The organism is Nocardia sp. NPDC004123, from assembly GCF_053603795.1.
In genome coordinates, this window is record NZ_JBSGGG010000029.1 from 22,726 (window position 1) to 36,171 (window position 13,446).

General features: G+C 71.0%; 16 protein-coding genes. 6 read left to right on the top strand and 10 right to left on the bottom strand.

Annotated features, from left to right (window positions below):
* Window positions 1–8: 8 nt before the first annotated feature.
* Complete coding sequence (locus ACWEQQ_RS35090) at window positions 9–740, bottom strand: alpha/beta fold hydrolase (protein ID WP_452351223.1); 732 nt, start codon at window positions 738–740, stop codon at window positions 9–11.
* A 93-nt stretch (window positions 741–833) separates the two neighbouring features.
* Between ACWEQQ_RS35090 and ACWEQQ_RS35095 the strand changes: the two genes are divergently transcribed.
* Window positions 834–1,427 (top strand): TetR/AcrR family transcriptional regulator, encoded by a 594-nt coding sequence (locus tag ACWEQQ_RS35095; RefSeq protein ID WP_452351224.1) that lies wholly within the window; start codon window positions 834–836, stop codon window positions 1,425–1,427.
* Here ACWEQQ_RS35095 and ACWEQQ_RS35100 read toward each other — a convergent pair.
* Window positions 1,424–2,110 (bottom strand): TetR family transcriptional regulator, encoded by a 687-nt coding sequence (locus ACWEQQ_RS35100; protein WP_452339878.1) that lies wholly within the window; start codon window positions 2,108–2,110, stop codon window positions 1,424–1,426. The genes ACWEQQ_RS35095 and ACWEQQ_RS35100 overlap by 4 nt on opposite strands.
* A 254-nt stretch (window positions 2,111–2,364) precedes the next feature.
* Window positions 2,365–3,132 (bottom strand): type I methionyl aminopeptidase, encoded by a 768-nt coding sequence (gene map, locus ACWEQQ_RS35105; protein ID WP_452351225.1) that lies wholly within the window; start codon window positions 3,130–3,132, stop codon window positions 2,365–2,367.
* Window positions 3,133–3,211: 79 nt separating this feature from the next.
* On the opposite strand from map, the gene ACWEQQ_RS35110 reads away from it, so the two are divergent.
* Complete coding sequence (locus ACWEQQ_RS35110; protein ID WP_452351226.1) at window positions 3,212–3,481, top strand: helix-turn-helix transcriptional regulator; 270 nt, start codon at window positions 3,212–3,214, stop codon at window positions 3,479–3,481.
* Window positions 3,482–3,493: 12 nt separating this feature from the next.
* Here ACWEQQ_RS35110 and ACWEQQ_RS35115 read toward each other — a convergent pair whose 3' ends face one another.
* The 5 genes from ACWEQQ_RS35115 to ACWEQQ_RS35135 form a co-directional block, all read right to left on the bottom strand.
* A complete protein-coding gene (locus tag ACWEQQ_RS35115) occupies window positions 3,494–4,396 on the bottom strand; it encodes a S1C family serine protease (RefSeq protein WP_452351301.1) in 903 nt (300 codons plus the stop codon).
* Window positions 4,397–4,615: 219 nt separating this feature from the next.
* Window positions 4,616–5,212 (bottom strand): dihydrofolate reductase family protein, encoded by a 597-nt coding sequence (locus tag ACWEQQ_RS35120; protein WP_452351227.1) that lies wholly within the window; start codon window positions 5,210–5,212, stop codon window positions 4,616–4,618.
* Between the two features lie 158 nt (window positions 5,213–5,370).
* Window positions 5,371–5,616: a hypothetical protein gene (locus ACWEQQ_RS35125; RefSeq protein WP_452351228.1), complete on the bottom strand. Its 246-nt coding sequence runs from the start codon at window positions 5,614–5,616 to the stop codon at window positions 5,371–5,373.
* Window positions 5,617–5,796: 180 nt separating this feature from the next.
* Window positions 5,797–7,194: a metallopeptidase TldD-related protein gene (locus ACWEQQ_RS35130; RefSeq protein WP_452351302.1), complete on the bottom strand. Its 1,398-nt coding sequence runs from the start codon at window positions 7,192–7,194 to the stop codon at window positions 5,797–5,799.
* A 21-nt stretch (window positions 7,195–7,215) separates the two neighbouring features.
* The gene (locus ACWEQQ_RS35135; protein ID WP_452351229.1) at window positions 7,216–8,742 is read right to left on the bottom strand and encodes a TldD/PmbA family protein; all 1,527 of its coding nucleotides are present in this window, start codon (window positions 8,740–8,742) and stop codon (window positions 7,216–7,218) included.
* 187 nt (window positions 8,743–8,929) lie between these two features.
* Between ACWEQQ_RS35135 and ACWEQQ_RS35140 the strand changes: the two genes are divergently transcribed.
* Complete coding sequence (locus tag ACWEQQ_RS35140) at window positions 8,930–9,754, top strand: TetR/AcrR family transcriptional regulator (RefSeq protein WP_452339883.1); 825 nt, start codon at window positions 8,930–8,932, stop codon at window positions 9,752–9,754.
* A gap of 16 nt (window positions 9,755–9,770) precedes the next feature.
* Here ACWEQQ_RS35140 and ACWEQQ_RS35145 read toward each other — a convergent pair whose 3' ends face one another.
* Window positions 9,771–10,541: a TSUP family transporter gene (locus tag ACWEQQ_RS35145; RefSeq protein ID WP_452351230.1), complete on the bottom strand. Its 771-nt coding sequence runs from the start codon at window positions 10,539–10,541 to the stop codon at window positions 9,771–9,773.
* A gap of 100 nt (window positions 10,542–10,641) precedes the next feature.
* Between ACWEQQ_RS35145 and ACWEQQ_RS35150 the strand changes: the two genes are divergently transcribed.
* The 3 genes from ACWEQQ_RS35150 (at window position 10,642) to ACWEQQ_RS35160 (ending at window position 13,202) form a co-directional block, all read left to right on the top strand.
* Complete coding sequence (locus tag ACWEQQ_RS35150; RefSeq protein WP_452351231.1) at window positions 10,642–11,874, top strand: sensor histidine kinase; 1,233 nt, start codon at window positions 10,642–10,644, stop codon at window positions 11,872–11,874.
* Window positions 11,875–11,963: 89 nt separating this feature from the next.
* Window positions 11,964–12,626, top strand: a complete 663-nt coding sequence (locus ACWEQQ_RS35155; protein WP_354832289.1) for a response regulator transcription factor — start codon at window positions 11,964–11,966, stop codon at window positions 12,624–12,626.
* Window positions 12,627–12,707: 81 nt separating this feature from the next.
* Window positions 12,708–13,202: an FxsA family protein gene (locus tag ACWEQQ_RS35160; RefSeq protein ID WP_364610100.1), complete on the top strand. Its 495-nt coding sequence runs from the start codon at window positions 12,708–12,710 to the stop codon at window positions 13,200–13,202.
* A gap of 37 nt (window positions 13,203–13,239) precedes the next feature.
* On the opposite strand, the gene ACWEQQ_RS35165 is transcribed toward ACWEQQ_RS35160, so the two are convergent.
* Window positions 13,240–13,413 carry a hypothetical protein gene (locus tag ACWEQQ_RS35165; RefSeq protein ID WP_452351232.1) on the bottom strand — a complete coding sequence of 58 codons (174 nt, stop codon included), beginning with the start codon at window positions 13,411–13,413 and terminating at the stop codon, window positions 13,240–13,242.
* Between the last annotated feature and the right edge of the window lie 33 nt (window positions 13,414–13,446).

Below are 13,446 nucleotides of genomic sequence, written 5' to 3' on the forward strand. Positions count from 1 at the left end.
TTCGGCGCCTAGTGCGCGGAGGCGGCTTCGTGGGTGGTGTCTCGCGGCGCCGCGAAGTCTGCGACCAGGTCGGCGACCGTCGCGGCATGGGTGAGCGGCAGATAGTGGCCCGCGCGCGGCACGATCAGGAGCCGGCCGTTCGGGCAGGCACGCAGGAAACGCTGCTCGCCCAGGCGGAAGTGGTCGTGGCCGCCATTGATCAGGCGCACCGGGCCCGGGTAGGTCGCCAGCGCGGCAACCGGATCGAAACCGGATACGGCGGCGAGCACATCCGGAATCACCTCGGTGGCGATGCCGCCGCGGGCGATCGCCGCGGCGACCCGGGGTGCCACCGCACGGTCGAAGACCTTCTCGCTGAGGGCCTGTCCGCCGTCGGGCCGGGACGAGAGGACGCGATGCATGAGCCGGAACGGGGTCGCCAGTGCGGGCCCCGGGACCAGGGTGGCGCCGACGAGCATCGCGCCCGCTACCTGGTCCGGATGGGCGGCCGCGGCCGCGATGGTGGTGAGACCGCCCAAGGAATGGCCTACGACCAGCGCGGATCCGCCGAGTCGATCGAGACCCGCGCGCACGGCCTCGACCGCGCCCGGCAGCGTGAAGCGCTCACCACGGCGGGTGCCGTGGCCGGGTAGATCGATCGCCAGGACCGGGCGCTGCGGGGTGAGATGCTCGCCGACCTCCACCCAGCAGGTGCTGCTCAGCCGAATGCCGTGGACCAGCAGGACCGGCGTTCTCGTCATGACTACCTCCCGAATCGAAATGCAACGCCGCGTTGCGTTTCCATGAAAGCAGTGCCGGGGACACAACGCAACGTTGTGTTGTATTTTGGGGGAGTGACGACACCGGGACGGCGATCGGCGGGCAGGCCGCGACAGGCCGAGGCGATCTTCGGGGCGACCCTGGAGCTGCTGGCTGCCAAGGGCTATGACGGGCTGACCATGGAGGCGGTGGCCGACCGGTCGAAGGTGAACAAGACGACGCTGTACCGGTGGTGGCCGGCCAAGGACGCGCTGCTGGCCGCGGCGCTGATCGACTCCGACGTACTGGCCTTCCCGGTGCCGGACACCGGCAGCCTGCGGGGCGATCTACTGGCGCTCGCGCAGTCGATCGCGGGGCTGCTGACCGCCGAGGCGACCGCACCCATCGCGATCGCCGTGCTGGCGGCCGCCCCGGCGCGCCCGCACCTGGCGGCGGTCGGGGCGTCGTTCTTCGCCGACCGGCTCGGCCGCGAGCAGCCGGTGTTCCAGCGCGCGATGGCCCGGGGTGAACTGGCCGCGACCTGCGATCCCGCGGCGATCATGGACCTGCTCGCCGGCGCGATCTGGTTCCGGCTGCTGCTGCGCGGCGAGCCCCTGACGCCCGAATACGTCAGCGGCGCAGTCGATCTGGTGATGGCAGGCCTACCCGCGGCCGGCCGAGCGGGCTAGGCGGGATTCGCCCCGACCATCCGCAGCGCGAGCGCCGCATAGTCGGCGCCGATCTCCTCGGGGGAGCGGCGGTAGTCCTTCTGGTACCAGCGTGCGGTGTCCACGCACAGCGACATCAGCGCCAGCGTGACGGCATTGGTGTCGGCGACGTCGAAGACGCCGTCGGCGAGGCCCTGGCTCACGAGATCGCGGACCAGGCGGTGAATGGCGACCTGGAGGTCGACGACCTCGGAGCGGTGCTCGGGGGTCAGGTCGGTCATGTGGTGCAGGACCACGCGCACCGAGGCGGCGTGCTCGGCATGCCAGACGGTCAGATCACGCACCACGGCGCTGAGATGGTCGGCGGCGCTGCCGGAACCGGCGGACGCGGCCACCGCGACCTGCTGGGTCAGGCGCATGGACGACAGCGAGATGCGGTAGAGCACTTCCTCTTTGGAGCCGAAGTGCACATACAGGCCCGCGGGGCTCAGCCCGGCGCGGGCGGCGATGTCGCGGGTGGTGGTGGCGTGGAAGCCGCGCTCGGCGAAGGCGTCGATGGCGGCCAGGAAGATCCGGCGCTGGCCCTCGGGGAAGCGGCGCTGGGTGAGCTCCAGGTGCGCCACCGCGGCGGTGTCACGAGAGCCGTCGGCGGCGGTGTCGCGGATGCCGTCCCCGGTGATCGGCGCGATGTCGTCGTTACCCATCGAATGAGTATCTCCCAGAGAGTGTTTCACTCGATCACCGGCCGGGCGCGAGGGACGCCCGGCCGGTGGGGGTGACGTGGCTCCGGTCACATGTAGACTAAGCGGGCGCTTAGATGGGCGGCGTCGTTGCGGTCCCGAGACCGTGACGCCGGGATCCGCCGGGCATCCGCGTAGCCCGGACGTCGATCCCCGTCACGCGGCCGGGCGCGGAAATCCGACGTGCCGTCCGGGTTTCCGCGCCCAGGCCGGACCGGTCACGCCGCGCGGGTGAGGACCTGCGGGCCCGCGTCGGTGATGGCGATCGTGTGCTCGGAGTGCGCGGTGCGCGAACCGTCGGCCGCGCGCAGGGTCCAGCCGTCCGGGTCGGTGACGATGCGGTCGGTGCCGCGCGCGAACCAGGGTTCGATGGCGAGGGTGAGGCCGGGGCGCAGCCGGAAGCCGCGCCCGGCGCGGCCCTCGTTGGGTACGTGGGGGTCCTCGTGCATGGTGCGGCCCAGGCCGTGGCCGCCGAATTCGGTGTTGATGGGGTAGCCGCCGGCGCGGGCGACCTGTGCGATGGCCGCGGACAGGTCGCCGATGGTGTTGCCGGGCCGCGCCGCCGCGATGGCCGCGTCGAGGGCCTGCTCGGTGGCGCGGACCAGGCGCGCGTCCTCCGGATCGGGGGTGCCGACGATGGTGGTGACCGCGGAGTCGGCGACCCAGCCGTCGATGCTCACCGCCAGATCCATGCTCAGCACATCGCCGTCGCGCAGGGCGTAATCGAACGGAAGTCCGTGCAGCACGGCGTCGTTGACCGAGAGACAGACGGTGTTGCGGAACGGGCCGCGTCCGAACGAGGGGGAGTAGTCCCAGTAGCAGGAGACCGCGCCGCGCTCGCGGATTCGGTCGCGCACGACGGCCTCCAGTTCCAGCAGATTCACCCCGATCTGCGCCTTCTCCCGCAGTTCGCTCAGCACTCCGGCCACGAACTGCCCGGTCACCCGCATGCGTTCGATCTCGGCCGGGCTCTTGAGCTCCACCATGACAACCTCCTCGTTTCGGTATTTTTATACCGACCATAGCGGGTTGCGGTATTTAAATACCAACCGTAGGGTGGCGGGCATGGTCCGACTGCCCCTAACCCCCGCCCAGCTGGAAGCCGGTCGGCGCCTGGGCGCCGCGCTGCGTGCCGCCCGTGGCGGCCGGGAGCTGCTGGAGGTGGCCGCGAGCGCGCGCATTTCACCGGAGACGCTGCGGAAGATCGAATCGGGCCGGCTGCCCACCCCGGCGTTCGGGACCGTGGTGGCCCTGAGCCGCGCACTGGACATCCCGCTCGACGAGCTCGCCGAGATCTGGCAGCCGGGCCACGCGGACCAGCGCTCGGCATCGTGACTGCGGGCCGATTCAGTCGGCGGTCAGTTCTACCGGCACCGCGATGACATCCACCATCGCGCCGTTGCGCAGCACCGTCACCGGCAGCGAGCGGCCGATGGCGTCGGCGAACAGCTGCCGCTGAATCCCCTGTGCGTCACGGATTTCGGTGCGCGCGATGCTGAGCATCAGATCGCCGCGCCGCAGTCCGGCGCGCTCGGCCGGGCCGCCGCGCACCACCTCGACGATGCGCAGCCCGGCGTCCTGCCCGGTGCGGGCGGCCACCGCGGTGGGCAGCGGTGCGGGCACCCCGACCACGCCCAGGTAGGCGCGTCGGACCCGGCCCTCGGTGAGCAGGGTGCTGATGATGCGGCGGGTGGTGGCATTGATGGGAATCGCCAGGCCCAGGCCGATGCCGGCGACCGCGGTATTGATCCCCACCACCCGGCCCGCCGAATCCGCAAGCGCCCCACCGGAATTGCCGGGGTTGAGGGCGGCGTCGGTCTGGATCACGTCCTCGATCACGCGGGCGGCGCGGCGATTGCCGACCGGCACCGACCGGCCCAGCGCGCTCACCACGCCCGCGGTCACCGACCCGGCCAGCCCGAGCGGGCTGCCGACCGCGACCACCAGCTGGCCCACCACCAGGGTGTCGGCGTCGCCGAGCGTCACCGCGGTCGGCGCGCCGCCGCGGGCGCGCAGTACCGCCAGGTCCGAGAGCGGATCCACGCCCACCACATCGAATCTCGATTCCAGCCCGTCGGCGAACACCACGGTTCCGTCGGCCGCCTCGCCCACCACGTGCGCGTTGGTGAGCAGGAAGCCGTCGTCGGTGAAGACCACCGCCGAGCCCCCGCCGCGGCGGGTCTGCACGCTGGCGACGTGCGGTGTCACCGATTTGGCGACCGCGATCACCGTGCGCGAGTAGGCGTCCATCGCCGCGGCGTCGGGGGTTCCGAAGCCGGGCTGCGGGGTCGATGCCGCTGAGTTCGCGTTCTCGTCCATCGACGAGAGGGCAGCTTCGTCGTCCACGACGACCACCATCCCGATTACATGATTACGTTGCCTCCATCCCAGGATGCGCGCGAAACCATCGTCACGACAACCGGTTCGCCGACAGCGCAACCACGCCCCGTGCAGGCCGAGGTCAGGGCCTCAGCGGAGGCGGTACTTCAGGTGGGTGACGCGGGTGCCGGCGACGATCTCGGGATCCTCCAACAGGACCGGCGCGTTGGAGAGTTCGCCCAGCAGCGGGACGCCGCCGCCGAGCAGCACCGGCACGATATCGACCCAGATTTCGTCCAGCAGGCCCTGTTCCAGGCACTGGCGGGCCACATTGCCGCCGCTGACGCCCACCATCTTCGCGCCGGCGATGCCGCGCGCGACCTCCACCGCCTCCTTCACACCGCCGGTGACGAAGGTGAAGGGCGCGTCGGGATGGTCGGCGACCCACTTGTCGGGCACGGTGTGGGTGACCACCACGATGGGCTTGTCCGCCGGGTGCACGCCGCCCCAGCCGTCGGTCAGGGTGAACAGGCGCTTGCCGACGATGTAGACGCCGACCCCGTCGAGCCAGGCCCGCAGATACGCGGCATCTTCGGGGGTCAGGTTGAACGGGATCTCGGGGTGGGTGCTGGGGATCGGGACATCGCCGCTCTGATACCAGGCGAACAGGTGCTCGAATCCGGTTTCGCCCGGGCCCGCGATGTATCCGTCGAGGGACATGCTCGCGCCGGTGACTACCTTGCTCATTGCCGTACTCCTTCATGGGTGGAACGAAGCGGCGGGGGATTGCCGTCTCTGCGATGAAGTCGGAGCCGATATCGGCAACTCATCGTTCATGCCCGGAGAAGTTGTCGGGTAACCCTGGAGCGGAACCGAACCGGTGCACACGCCGACCGCCATGCTGTTCAGTCGTGGCGGGTGGTGTGGCGGGGCAGCAGCACGCACAGCCGGACCCAGCCGAAACCACCCGCCATCAGCAGCGCCCCGGCCAGCAGCATCCAGCGGCCGAACCTCACGGCCAGGCCGTCGGCGGCAGGCGCGGTGAGGAATCCGCCCACGGAGGACGCGACGGTGAGCACACCGGCCTGCATCGGGGTGTAGCCCTGACCCGCCTGCAGCCACAGCGCGAAGATCAGAAAGAAGCCCTGCATGCCGATCGAGTGGCCCGCCAGCCCCAGCCGAACAGGTCGGCGTCGGCCAGCGCCACCGCCCGCCGGCGCACATTGGCCGCCCGGCTCGACGCGCAGTAGCACGGCGACCGACGGTCTCGGTGCGGATCGGGCCGGGCGGCAATCGGATTCAGGTGTTCGGTTCGGCGCCGCCGGGCCGGGCTAGGTCGCCTGGCTCACCGAGGACATGTGGAAGTCGGGAATCCGCAAGGGCGGCATGGCCGTCCGGGTGAACCAGTCCTTCCACTCGCGCGGCAGGGTGATCTCGGTGCGGCCCGCCTCGCTGACCCGGCGCAGCAGATCCAGGGGGCTCTCGTTGAAGCGGAAGTTGTTGACCGCCGCGGTGACCTCACCGTTCTCGACCAGGTAGACGCCGTCGCGGGTGAGGCCGGTGAGCAGCAGCGTCGCCGGATCGACCTCGCGGATGTACCACAGGCAGGTCAGCAGCAGCCCGCGCTCGGTGCGCGCGATCATGTCCGGCAGGGTGGCCTCGCCGCCGCCGGTCATGAGCAGGTTCTCGCCCGGCACCGTGACGGGCGCGTCGAATTCGGCGGCCGTGGCGCGCGGGTAGACCAGTGACTCGATCACGCCCTCGCGGACCCAATCGGTGCGCTGCGCGGTCAGGCCGTTGTCGAACACCGACAGCGACTCCGACGACGACGGTGTCGCGACGAACGGCCGGTACTCGAGCCCGGCCGCGCTCGGATCCGAGTACAGGGTGAGCGGAATCCCGGTCAGCCGCTCCCCGATTCGGGTGCCGCCCGCCCGCGAGAACGCGGTGTGGCCCTCGTGTGCGCCGCGGCCCTCCATGGTCCAGGCCATGTAGATCATCAGATCGGCGACCGCCGAGGGCGGCAGCAGCGTCTCGTAGCGGCCCGCGGGCAGGTCGACGCGGCGCTTGCTCCAGTCCAGGCGGCGCGCCAGTTCGGCCAGCAGGCCGGGGATGTCGACGTCGCCGAAATCGGTGGTGCCGGTGCCGACCCAGGCGCTGGCCAGCTCCGCGCCCGTGCCCCGCTTGCCATTGATCTCCACCGAGCCGGTGGGCTGCACCCAGCGCCGGCGTAGACCGGTGGAGGTGCCCAGCCAGGTGGAGTGCATCTGGTGGTGGGCGAAACCGTAGAGGCGGTCGGCGCCGTCGAAGCCGGCGGCGAGATCGGTTGCCAGCGTGGTGAAGACGCCGATGTCGGTGGTGGCCGGGTCGCCGTCCCAGTCGAGCAGCTTGTCGAGGGTGTCGGCGTCGACGGCGTCCGGGTGCAGCAGCGGCATGGCGTCGCGCGCGGGTTCGGCGGTGCGGGCGGCGGTTTCGCTGGCGCGCACCACGGCTTCGATATCGGCGGGATCCACGCTGGTCGAGCTGACGCTGCCGACGCGGGCGGTGTTCGGGCCGTCACGGAACACCGAGACGACCGCCCAGTCCCGCGAGACCGAGGAACCGTTGGTGGTCATCGAATTTCCGGCCCAGCGCAGCGACGCCTCGTGGGCGTCGGTGACGATCACCATGGCCTCGTCCGCGCGGGAGGCCCGCAGCGCGCGGTCGACGACCTCGGGGGCGGGGAGCACACTCACCGTGTCGGTCCTTTCCTACTGTCCGGCTTCGGCGCGGGTATTGAGAATAGTGATGCCGCGCACCAGGACCGAGGGGCAGCCGTGCGAAACCGCCGCCACCTGACCGGGTTGCGCCTTACCGCAGTTGAACGCCCCGCCCAGCGTCCAGGTCGAGGGCCCGCCGACCGCCTCCATCGAACCCCAGAAGTCGGTGGTGGTGGCCTGGTAGGCGACATCGCGCAGCTGCCCGGCCAGTTCGCCGTTGCGGATGCGGAAGAAGCGCTGGCCGGTGAACTGGAAGTTGTAGCGCTGCATATCGATCGACCACGACTTGTCGCCGACGATGTAGATGCCGTTCTCCACGCGGGAGATGAGCTCGGCGGTGCTGGTGTCGCGGTCGGGATCGGGTTGCAGCGACACATTGGCCATGCGCTGGATCGGCACGTGGTGTGCGGAATCGGCGTAGGAACAGCCATTGGAGCGCTCGAGACCCAGGCGGGGCGCGAACACGCGATCGAGCTGATAGCCGACGAGCACGCCGTCGCGCACCAGATCCCAGCGCTGCCCGGCCACGCCCTCGTCGTCCCAGCCGACCGTGGCCAGGCCGTGCTGCTGGGTGCGGTCGCCGGTCACGTGCATGATCGGGGTGCCGTACCGCAGGGTGCCCAGCAGGTCGGGGGTGGCGAAAGAGGTACCCGCATAGGCGGATTCGTAGCCGATGGCGCGGTCGTACTCGGTGGCGTGGCCGATGGACTCGTGGATGGTCAGCCACAGGTTGGTCGGGTCGATGACCAGGTCGGCAGGCCCGGCCTGCACGGTCGGCGCCTTCACCTTCTCGGCCAGCCACTCCGGCATCCGCGCGAGTTCGCCTGCCCAGTCCCAGGTTCCGTCCGCGCCGGTCACGTACTCCCAGCCGCGCCCGGCCGGTGCGGCGAGGGTGCGCATGGTCTCGAACACGCCCGCCGACGGGTCGACGGTGATGGCCTCGAACTGCGGGTGCAGCCGGACCCGCTGCTGGGTGATGCGGGAGCCGAAGCTGTCGGCGTAGAAGGTCTGCTCCTTGACCTGCAGCACCGATGCCGTCACGTGATCCACGCCGTCGGCGGTCTGCAGCCGGTCCGAATAGTCCAGCAGCAGCGCCACTTTCTCCGGCGTCGGCACCTCGAAGGGGTCCACCTCGTAGGCGGAGACGTACTCCGCGCCGTCGTAGCGCGGCTCGGGGGCCAGCTCGACGCGCTCGCGATTGAGTGCGCGCAGGGTCTGTGCCACGGTGACCGCGCGGCGCGCCACCTCGGCGGCGGTGCCGGTGGTGAGGTCGGCGTGCGAGGCGAAGCCCCAGGTGCCGTCGACGATCACGCGCACCGCGAACCCGAGGTCGGTACTGTCGGACACCGATTCGACGCGTCCGTCGCGCAATCGGATGGACTGCTGCACGAGCCGATGCACGCGCAGGTCGGCGTACTCGGCCCCGGCCGCGCGGGCCGCGCTGAGCGCGGCGTCGGCCAGCGCGGACAGCGGCAGCGCGCGGAACTGCTCGTCCACGACCTTGGTAGCGATGCTCACCCGCACCACGCTAGAGGCCGACACGCCGGGCGTACAAGAAACGACTCACCTCGAACCGAATTCACTTCGCGCAAAACTGCATACGCTGCAACGATGCACGAAGTGTGAAGCAGCACAGCCTGAAACGGCGCGCACGACAGCTGGACATGCCACGTTTTGCTGACCGGATGCCGTACTGTCTGCCCGCGTGCCGCCATCCGCACTCCGCGATCGCAAACGGGAACGCACCCGCCGAGCCCTGCTCGAAGCCGCCGTCGAACAGTTCGAGAGCCGAGGTTATGAGGCGACCACGGTCGCCGATATCGCGGCCGCCGCCGAAGTCGGCACCCGGACGTTCTTCAACTACTTCGCCAGCAAAGAGGAACTACTGTTCCCCGAGCCCGACGAACGTGTGCAGGCCGCCGTGCGCGCCATCGCCACCCGCCGTGCCGGGGAACGCCCCGTCGAGGTACTGCTGCGCGCCCTGCGCGCCGCCGGTGACAATCCCGGCGACCACCTCGGCGACACCCTCGCCGCCCGCATCGCCGTGCTGCGCGCGCAGGTTTCGCGCACCGTGCCCGCCGTCTCGGGTCGCGCCGCCTACGCCCAGCTCGCCTCCCAGCAGGAGATCGCGCGCCAGCTGCGCGCCGCCTTCCCCGACGAACTCGACGACGTCGGCGCGGCCGCGCTGGTGGGCGCGGTGGTCGGGGCCGTCTCGGGTGCGCTCACCGTGCTGTTCCAGCGGCCCGGCCTCGAGGACGGCGAAGCGCTGCAGCGCAAGATCCAGGAGACCACCTCGAAGGTGCTGGCGCCGTGGCTGACCCAGCCCGAGACCGCCGCGCCGCGCGAATTGCCCGGGGAGCAGACCGCATTGCAGTCCGACGGGCCACTACGCCAGGAGCCCGACGCCTTGCGGCCGATGCCCACCGTACACCGGCTCGGCCCGGAGTCCTTGCAGCGCTCCGCCTTCGACGGCGGCAGCCCGCGCTCGCTGCCGGGCGGTCACCGGCCCGCCGAGGACGCCCGCGTCTGACCGTCGCGATCCGGGGTCAGCCGCCGAACTGCTGCCAGCCCAGGCGGATCACCATGACGACGACCACCACCAGCAGGACGGCGCGGACGAAGCCCGCGCCCTTGGCCAGCGCCATGCGTGAACCGACCACGGACCCGGCCACATTCGCCACCGCCATGGACAGGCCCAGCGCCCACAGCACGTGGCCGGTGCTCGCCAGGAACAGCAGCGAGCCCAGGTTGGAGCCGCAGTTGATGACCTTCGCCATGGCGGCGGCGCGCACGAACTCGGTGCCGAGCAGGGTGGCGAAGGTGATGATCAGGAAGGTCCCGGTGCCGGGGCCGAGAATGCCGTCGTAGAGCCCGATCAGGCCCGCGGCCAGGGCGACCACCAGGATCGTCTTGCGGCGGGTCGGCGGATGGGTGGCCATGGTGACGCCGACCGAGGGCCGCAGGGTCACGAAGATCGCCACGCCCACCAGCACGACCATCACGATCGGGACGAAGTATTTCTTGTCGATCAGCGCCACCGCCGCGGAACCGCAGGCGGCCGCGATCGCGGCGATGACCGCGCCCGGGATCAGGACCTTCCAGCGCATCGGCACCCGGCGGGCGAAGGTGAGGACCGCGGCGCTGGTGCCGGAGAACGCGGCGATCTTGTTGGTGCCCAGGGCCGTCTGCGGGGACAGGCCGGGCAGCACCACGAACAGGGTGGGCAGCACGATCAGGCCCCCGCCGCCGACCACCGCATCGACCCATCCGGCCGCCGTCGCCGCGGTCAGCAAGACCGCCCAGTCCGCAAGACTCACAGGGCGACCCAACCAGAAACCCCGGAGCAAGATCAAACGGTTGAGTGCCCGGGGCACGCCGACCCGAGGCCGCCCGCGGGCACGACCGTAGGGTGGACGGGTGCGCCGGTTCAGTTTGTGGCTGCGCGGCAAGCCGCTGATCACCGATTCCGTGGTGGCGTTGCTGCTGCTCACCATCGATGTGCTCGCCCTGAGCAACAGTCAGTACAAGCCGACCTACCTGGTCTTCAGTGTGCTGCTGCCGCTGCCGATCGTGTTCCGCCGCACCCACACCCGCGCCGCGGCGCTCGCGGTGGTGCTGCTGTCCATCGCGGCCTCACTGGTGCACGGGGCGGTCGGCGACACCTCCGTGCATCCGGCGCTGCTCGGGCTGGGCATCATGCTCTACACCCTGGTCGCGTATGTCGGCCGCCGCCAAGGTCTGCTCTACCTGGGCATCCTGCTGCTCGACAGCCTCATCTCGGCGGCCGCCATCGGCAAACCGTCGGGCACCGACATCGCCTTCACCGCCCTCTATTACGCACTGTGCTGGACGCTGGCCGAATTCGTCGGCGCCCGCCACGCCTACGACGCCGAGGTCGCCGCCCGACTCGCCGTCGCCGACTACGACCGCGAACGCCGCGCCCACGACGCCGTCGCCGCCGAACGCACCCGCATCGCCCGCGAACTGCACGACGTGGTCGCGCACGCGGTCAGCGTCATCATCGTGCAGGCCGACGGCGCCCGCTACGCCCTGCGCCACGACCCGGACACCGCCGAACAGGCACTCACCACCATCGCCGGCACCGGCCGCGACGCCCTGCGCGAACTGCGCCGCACCGTCGAACTGCTGCGCACCGAGCATGCGCCCGAACAACTTCCGCAGCACGGCACCGCCGGCATCGCCAAGGTCGTCGACATGATGCGCAGCGCGGGCCTGGACGTCTCCCTCGAACTCAGCGGCGAACTCGACACCGTCACCCCCGAGGTCAGCCTCGGCATCCACCGCATCGTCCAGGAATCGCTCACCAACACCCTCCGCCACGCCGGCCCCGACCCGCACGCCGACGTCCGCGTCACCCGCCGCGCCGCAGACGTCCTGCTCGACATCACCGACTCCGGCGGCGCCCCCGTCGAGCCCGCGACAACCCCCGGCGGCTGCGGATCCCCCAGCGCCCCAACCACACTCACCATTCTCCCGCCCCCGGCCCGCATCCCCGGCAGCGGCCTCGGCCTCGTCGGCATGCGCGAACGCATCGCCGTCCTCGGCGGCGCCCTCACCGCGGGCCGAAATCCCCACGGCGGCTGGACCGTCCGCGCCACCATCCCCCTCGACCGCGACGCCCCCGACTGACCGGCTCCCACCTGCGACGACCAGAGCGTCCGGGGATCGGCCCCGGCCCGCGCACACCGCCGCACCGGGTGGCCGGATAGGTTGTGGGGGTGCCGATCACCGTTCTCGTTGTCGATGACCAGGAGCTCATGCGGGCCGGACTGCGGATGGTGCTCGGTGCGCACCCCGACCTCGAGGTGGTGGGAGAGGCCGACAACGGGGCCACCGCCATCGCGCGGGCGGGGGAGCTGCGGCCCGATGTGGTGCTGATGGATGTGCGGATGCCGGTGACCGACGGGGTGACCGCGACGGCGCGGATCATCGAATCCGGGTGCGGGAGCCGGGTTCTGGTGATGACCACCTTCGATCTCGACGAGCACGCCCTGGGCGCGCTGCGCGCCGGGGCCAGCGGATTCCTGCTCAAGGACACGCCTCCGGAAGATCTGATCTCCGCGATTCGCAGTGTCGCCGCCGGGGATGCGGTGGTCTCGCCCAAGGTGACCAAGCGGCTGCTGGACCGCCTCATCGCCGAGGACCCGGCCGCCGGGCGCGATCCCCGCGTCCTCGACGTGCTCACCGCCCGCGAACGCGAGGTCCTCGAACACATCGCCGCCGGGCGCTCCAACGCCGAGATCGCCGGCGCGCTGTTCCTGTCCGAGGCCACGGTGAAGACCCACGTCGGCCGGGTGCTCACCAAACTCGGCCTGCGCGACCGGGTTCAGGCCGTGGTGCTGGCCTACGAGACCGGGCTGGTGCGGCCGGGCAGCGCCTAGCGGATGTGACCGGCGACGCATCCGGGAGAAAAACCGCGCCGTCGCGCGTTGCACGGGTAGATCGATCGAAAGGATCGCCCGATGCCTGCCCTGTTGTTCCTCGCCTGGTTCGTCGCCGAGATCGCCACCCTCGTCGTGGTCGGCCACTTCATCGGCGTGTTCCCGACCATCCTGCTGCTGCTGGCGGGCTCGGCCGTGGGTCTGGTGCTGGTGCGCTCGCAGGGCCGGCGCGTGTTCCAGAGCTTCCGCCGTGCGGCCCGCGGTGAACTCGAACCCAGCACCGCCGTCGCCGACGGCGCCCTGGTCGCGGTCGGCGCGGTCCTCATGTTCGTGCCCGGCCTGCTCACCACCGCGCTGGGCCTGCTGGCCCTGCTGCCCGTCACCCGTTTCCTGTTCCGCCCGGTCGTGGCCGCCTTCGCCGCCCGCCGCCTGAGCCGCGTCGCCACCGCGGTCGGCCCCTACGGCTACCGCAATGTCGTCATCGACCCCGACGGCGAGGTCATCGACGCCACCGTCGTGACCGAGTACTACGACGACGGCCAGGGCAACGGGTACAAGATGATCGACCCCCGCTGACCCACAGCGCTGTCCCTCACCCCGGTGTGTCCCGGCCTCAGAGCCGGTCGCGCACCGGGGTGATGACGTTCTCGACCAGCCGGCCGGCCATCTGGTCGGGATACGGCGCGCGCAGGCTGAGCACGATGTGGGTGAAACCGGCGCCGATCAGATCCAGCCCTCGAGGATCGGGCCGTCCGCGGGCCCGGCCAGCGGCAGCAGGTGATCCCACAGCCAGGCGTTCGCGATCTCCGGCAGTTCGTTG

Excerpts from the sequence above, each read along its gene's own strand:
- ACWEQQ_RS35090 (WP_452351223.1), bottom strand. The coding sequence starts at position 740 with ATGACGAGAACGCCGGTCCTGCTGGTCCACGGCATTCGGCTGAGCAGC.
- ACWEQQ_RS35100 (WP_452339878.1), bottom strand. The coding sequence starts at position 2,110 with ATGGGTAACGACGACATCGCGCCGATCACCGGGGACGGCATCCGCGAC.
- map (WP_452351225.1), bottom strand. The coding sequence starts at position 3,132 with ATGGTGGAGCTCAAGAGCCCGGCCGAGATCGAACGCATGCGGGTGACC.
- ACWEQQ_RS35110 (WP_452351226.1), top strand. The coding sequence starts at position 3,212 with ATGGTCCGACTGCCCCTAACCCCCGCCCAGCTGGAAGCCGGTCGGCGC.
- ACWEQQ_RS35115 (WP_452351301.1), bottom strand. The coding sequence starts at position 4,396 with ATGGACGCCTACTCGCGCACGGTGATCGCGGTCGCCAAATCGGTGACA.
- ACWEQQ_RS35120 (WP_452351227.1), bottom strand. The coding sequence starts at position 5,212 with ATGAGCAAGGTAGTCACCGGCGCGAGCATGTCCCTCGACGGATACATC.
- ACWEQQ_RS35125 (WP_452351228.1), bottom strand. The coding sequence starts at position 5,616 with ATGCAGGGCTTCTTTCTGATCTTCGCGCTGTGGCTGCAGGCGGGTCAG.
- ACWEQQ_RS35160 (WP_364610100.1), top strand. The coding sequence starts at position 12,708 with ATGCCTGCCCTGTTGTTCCTCGCCTGGTTCGTCGCCGAGATCGCCACC.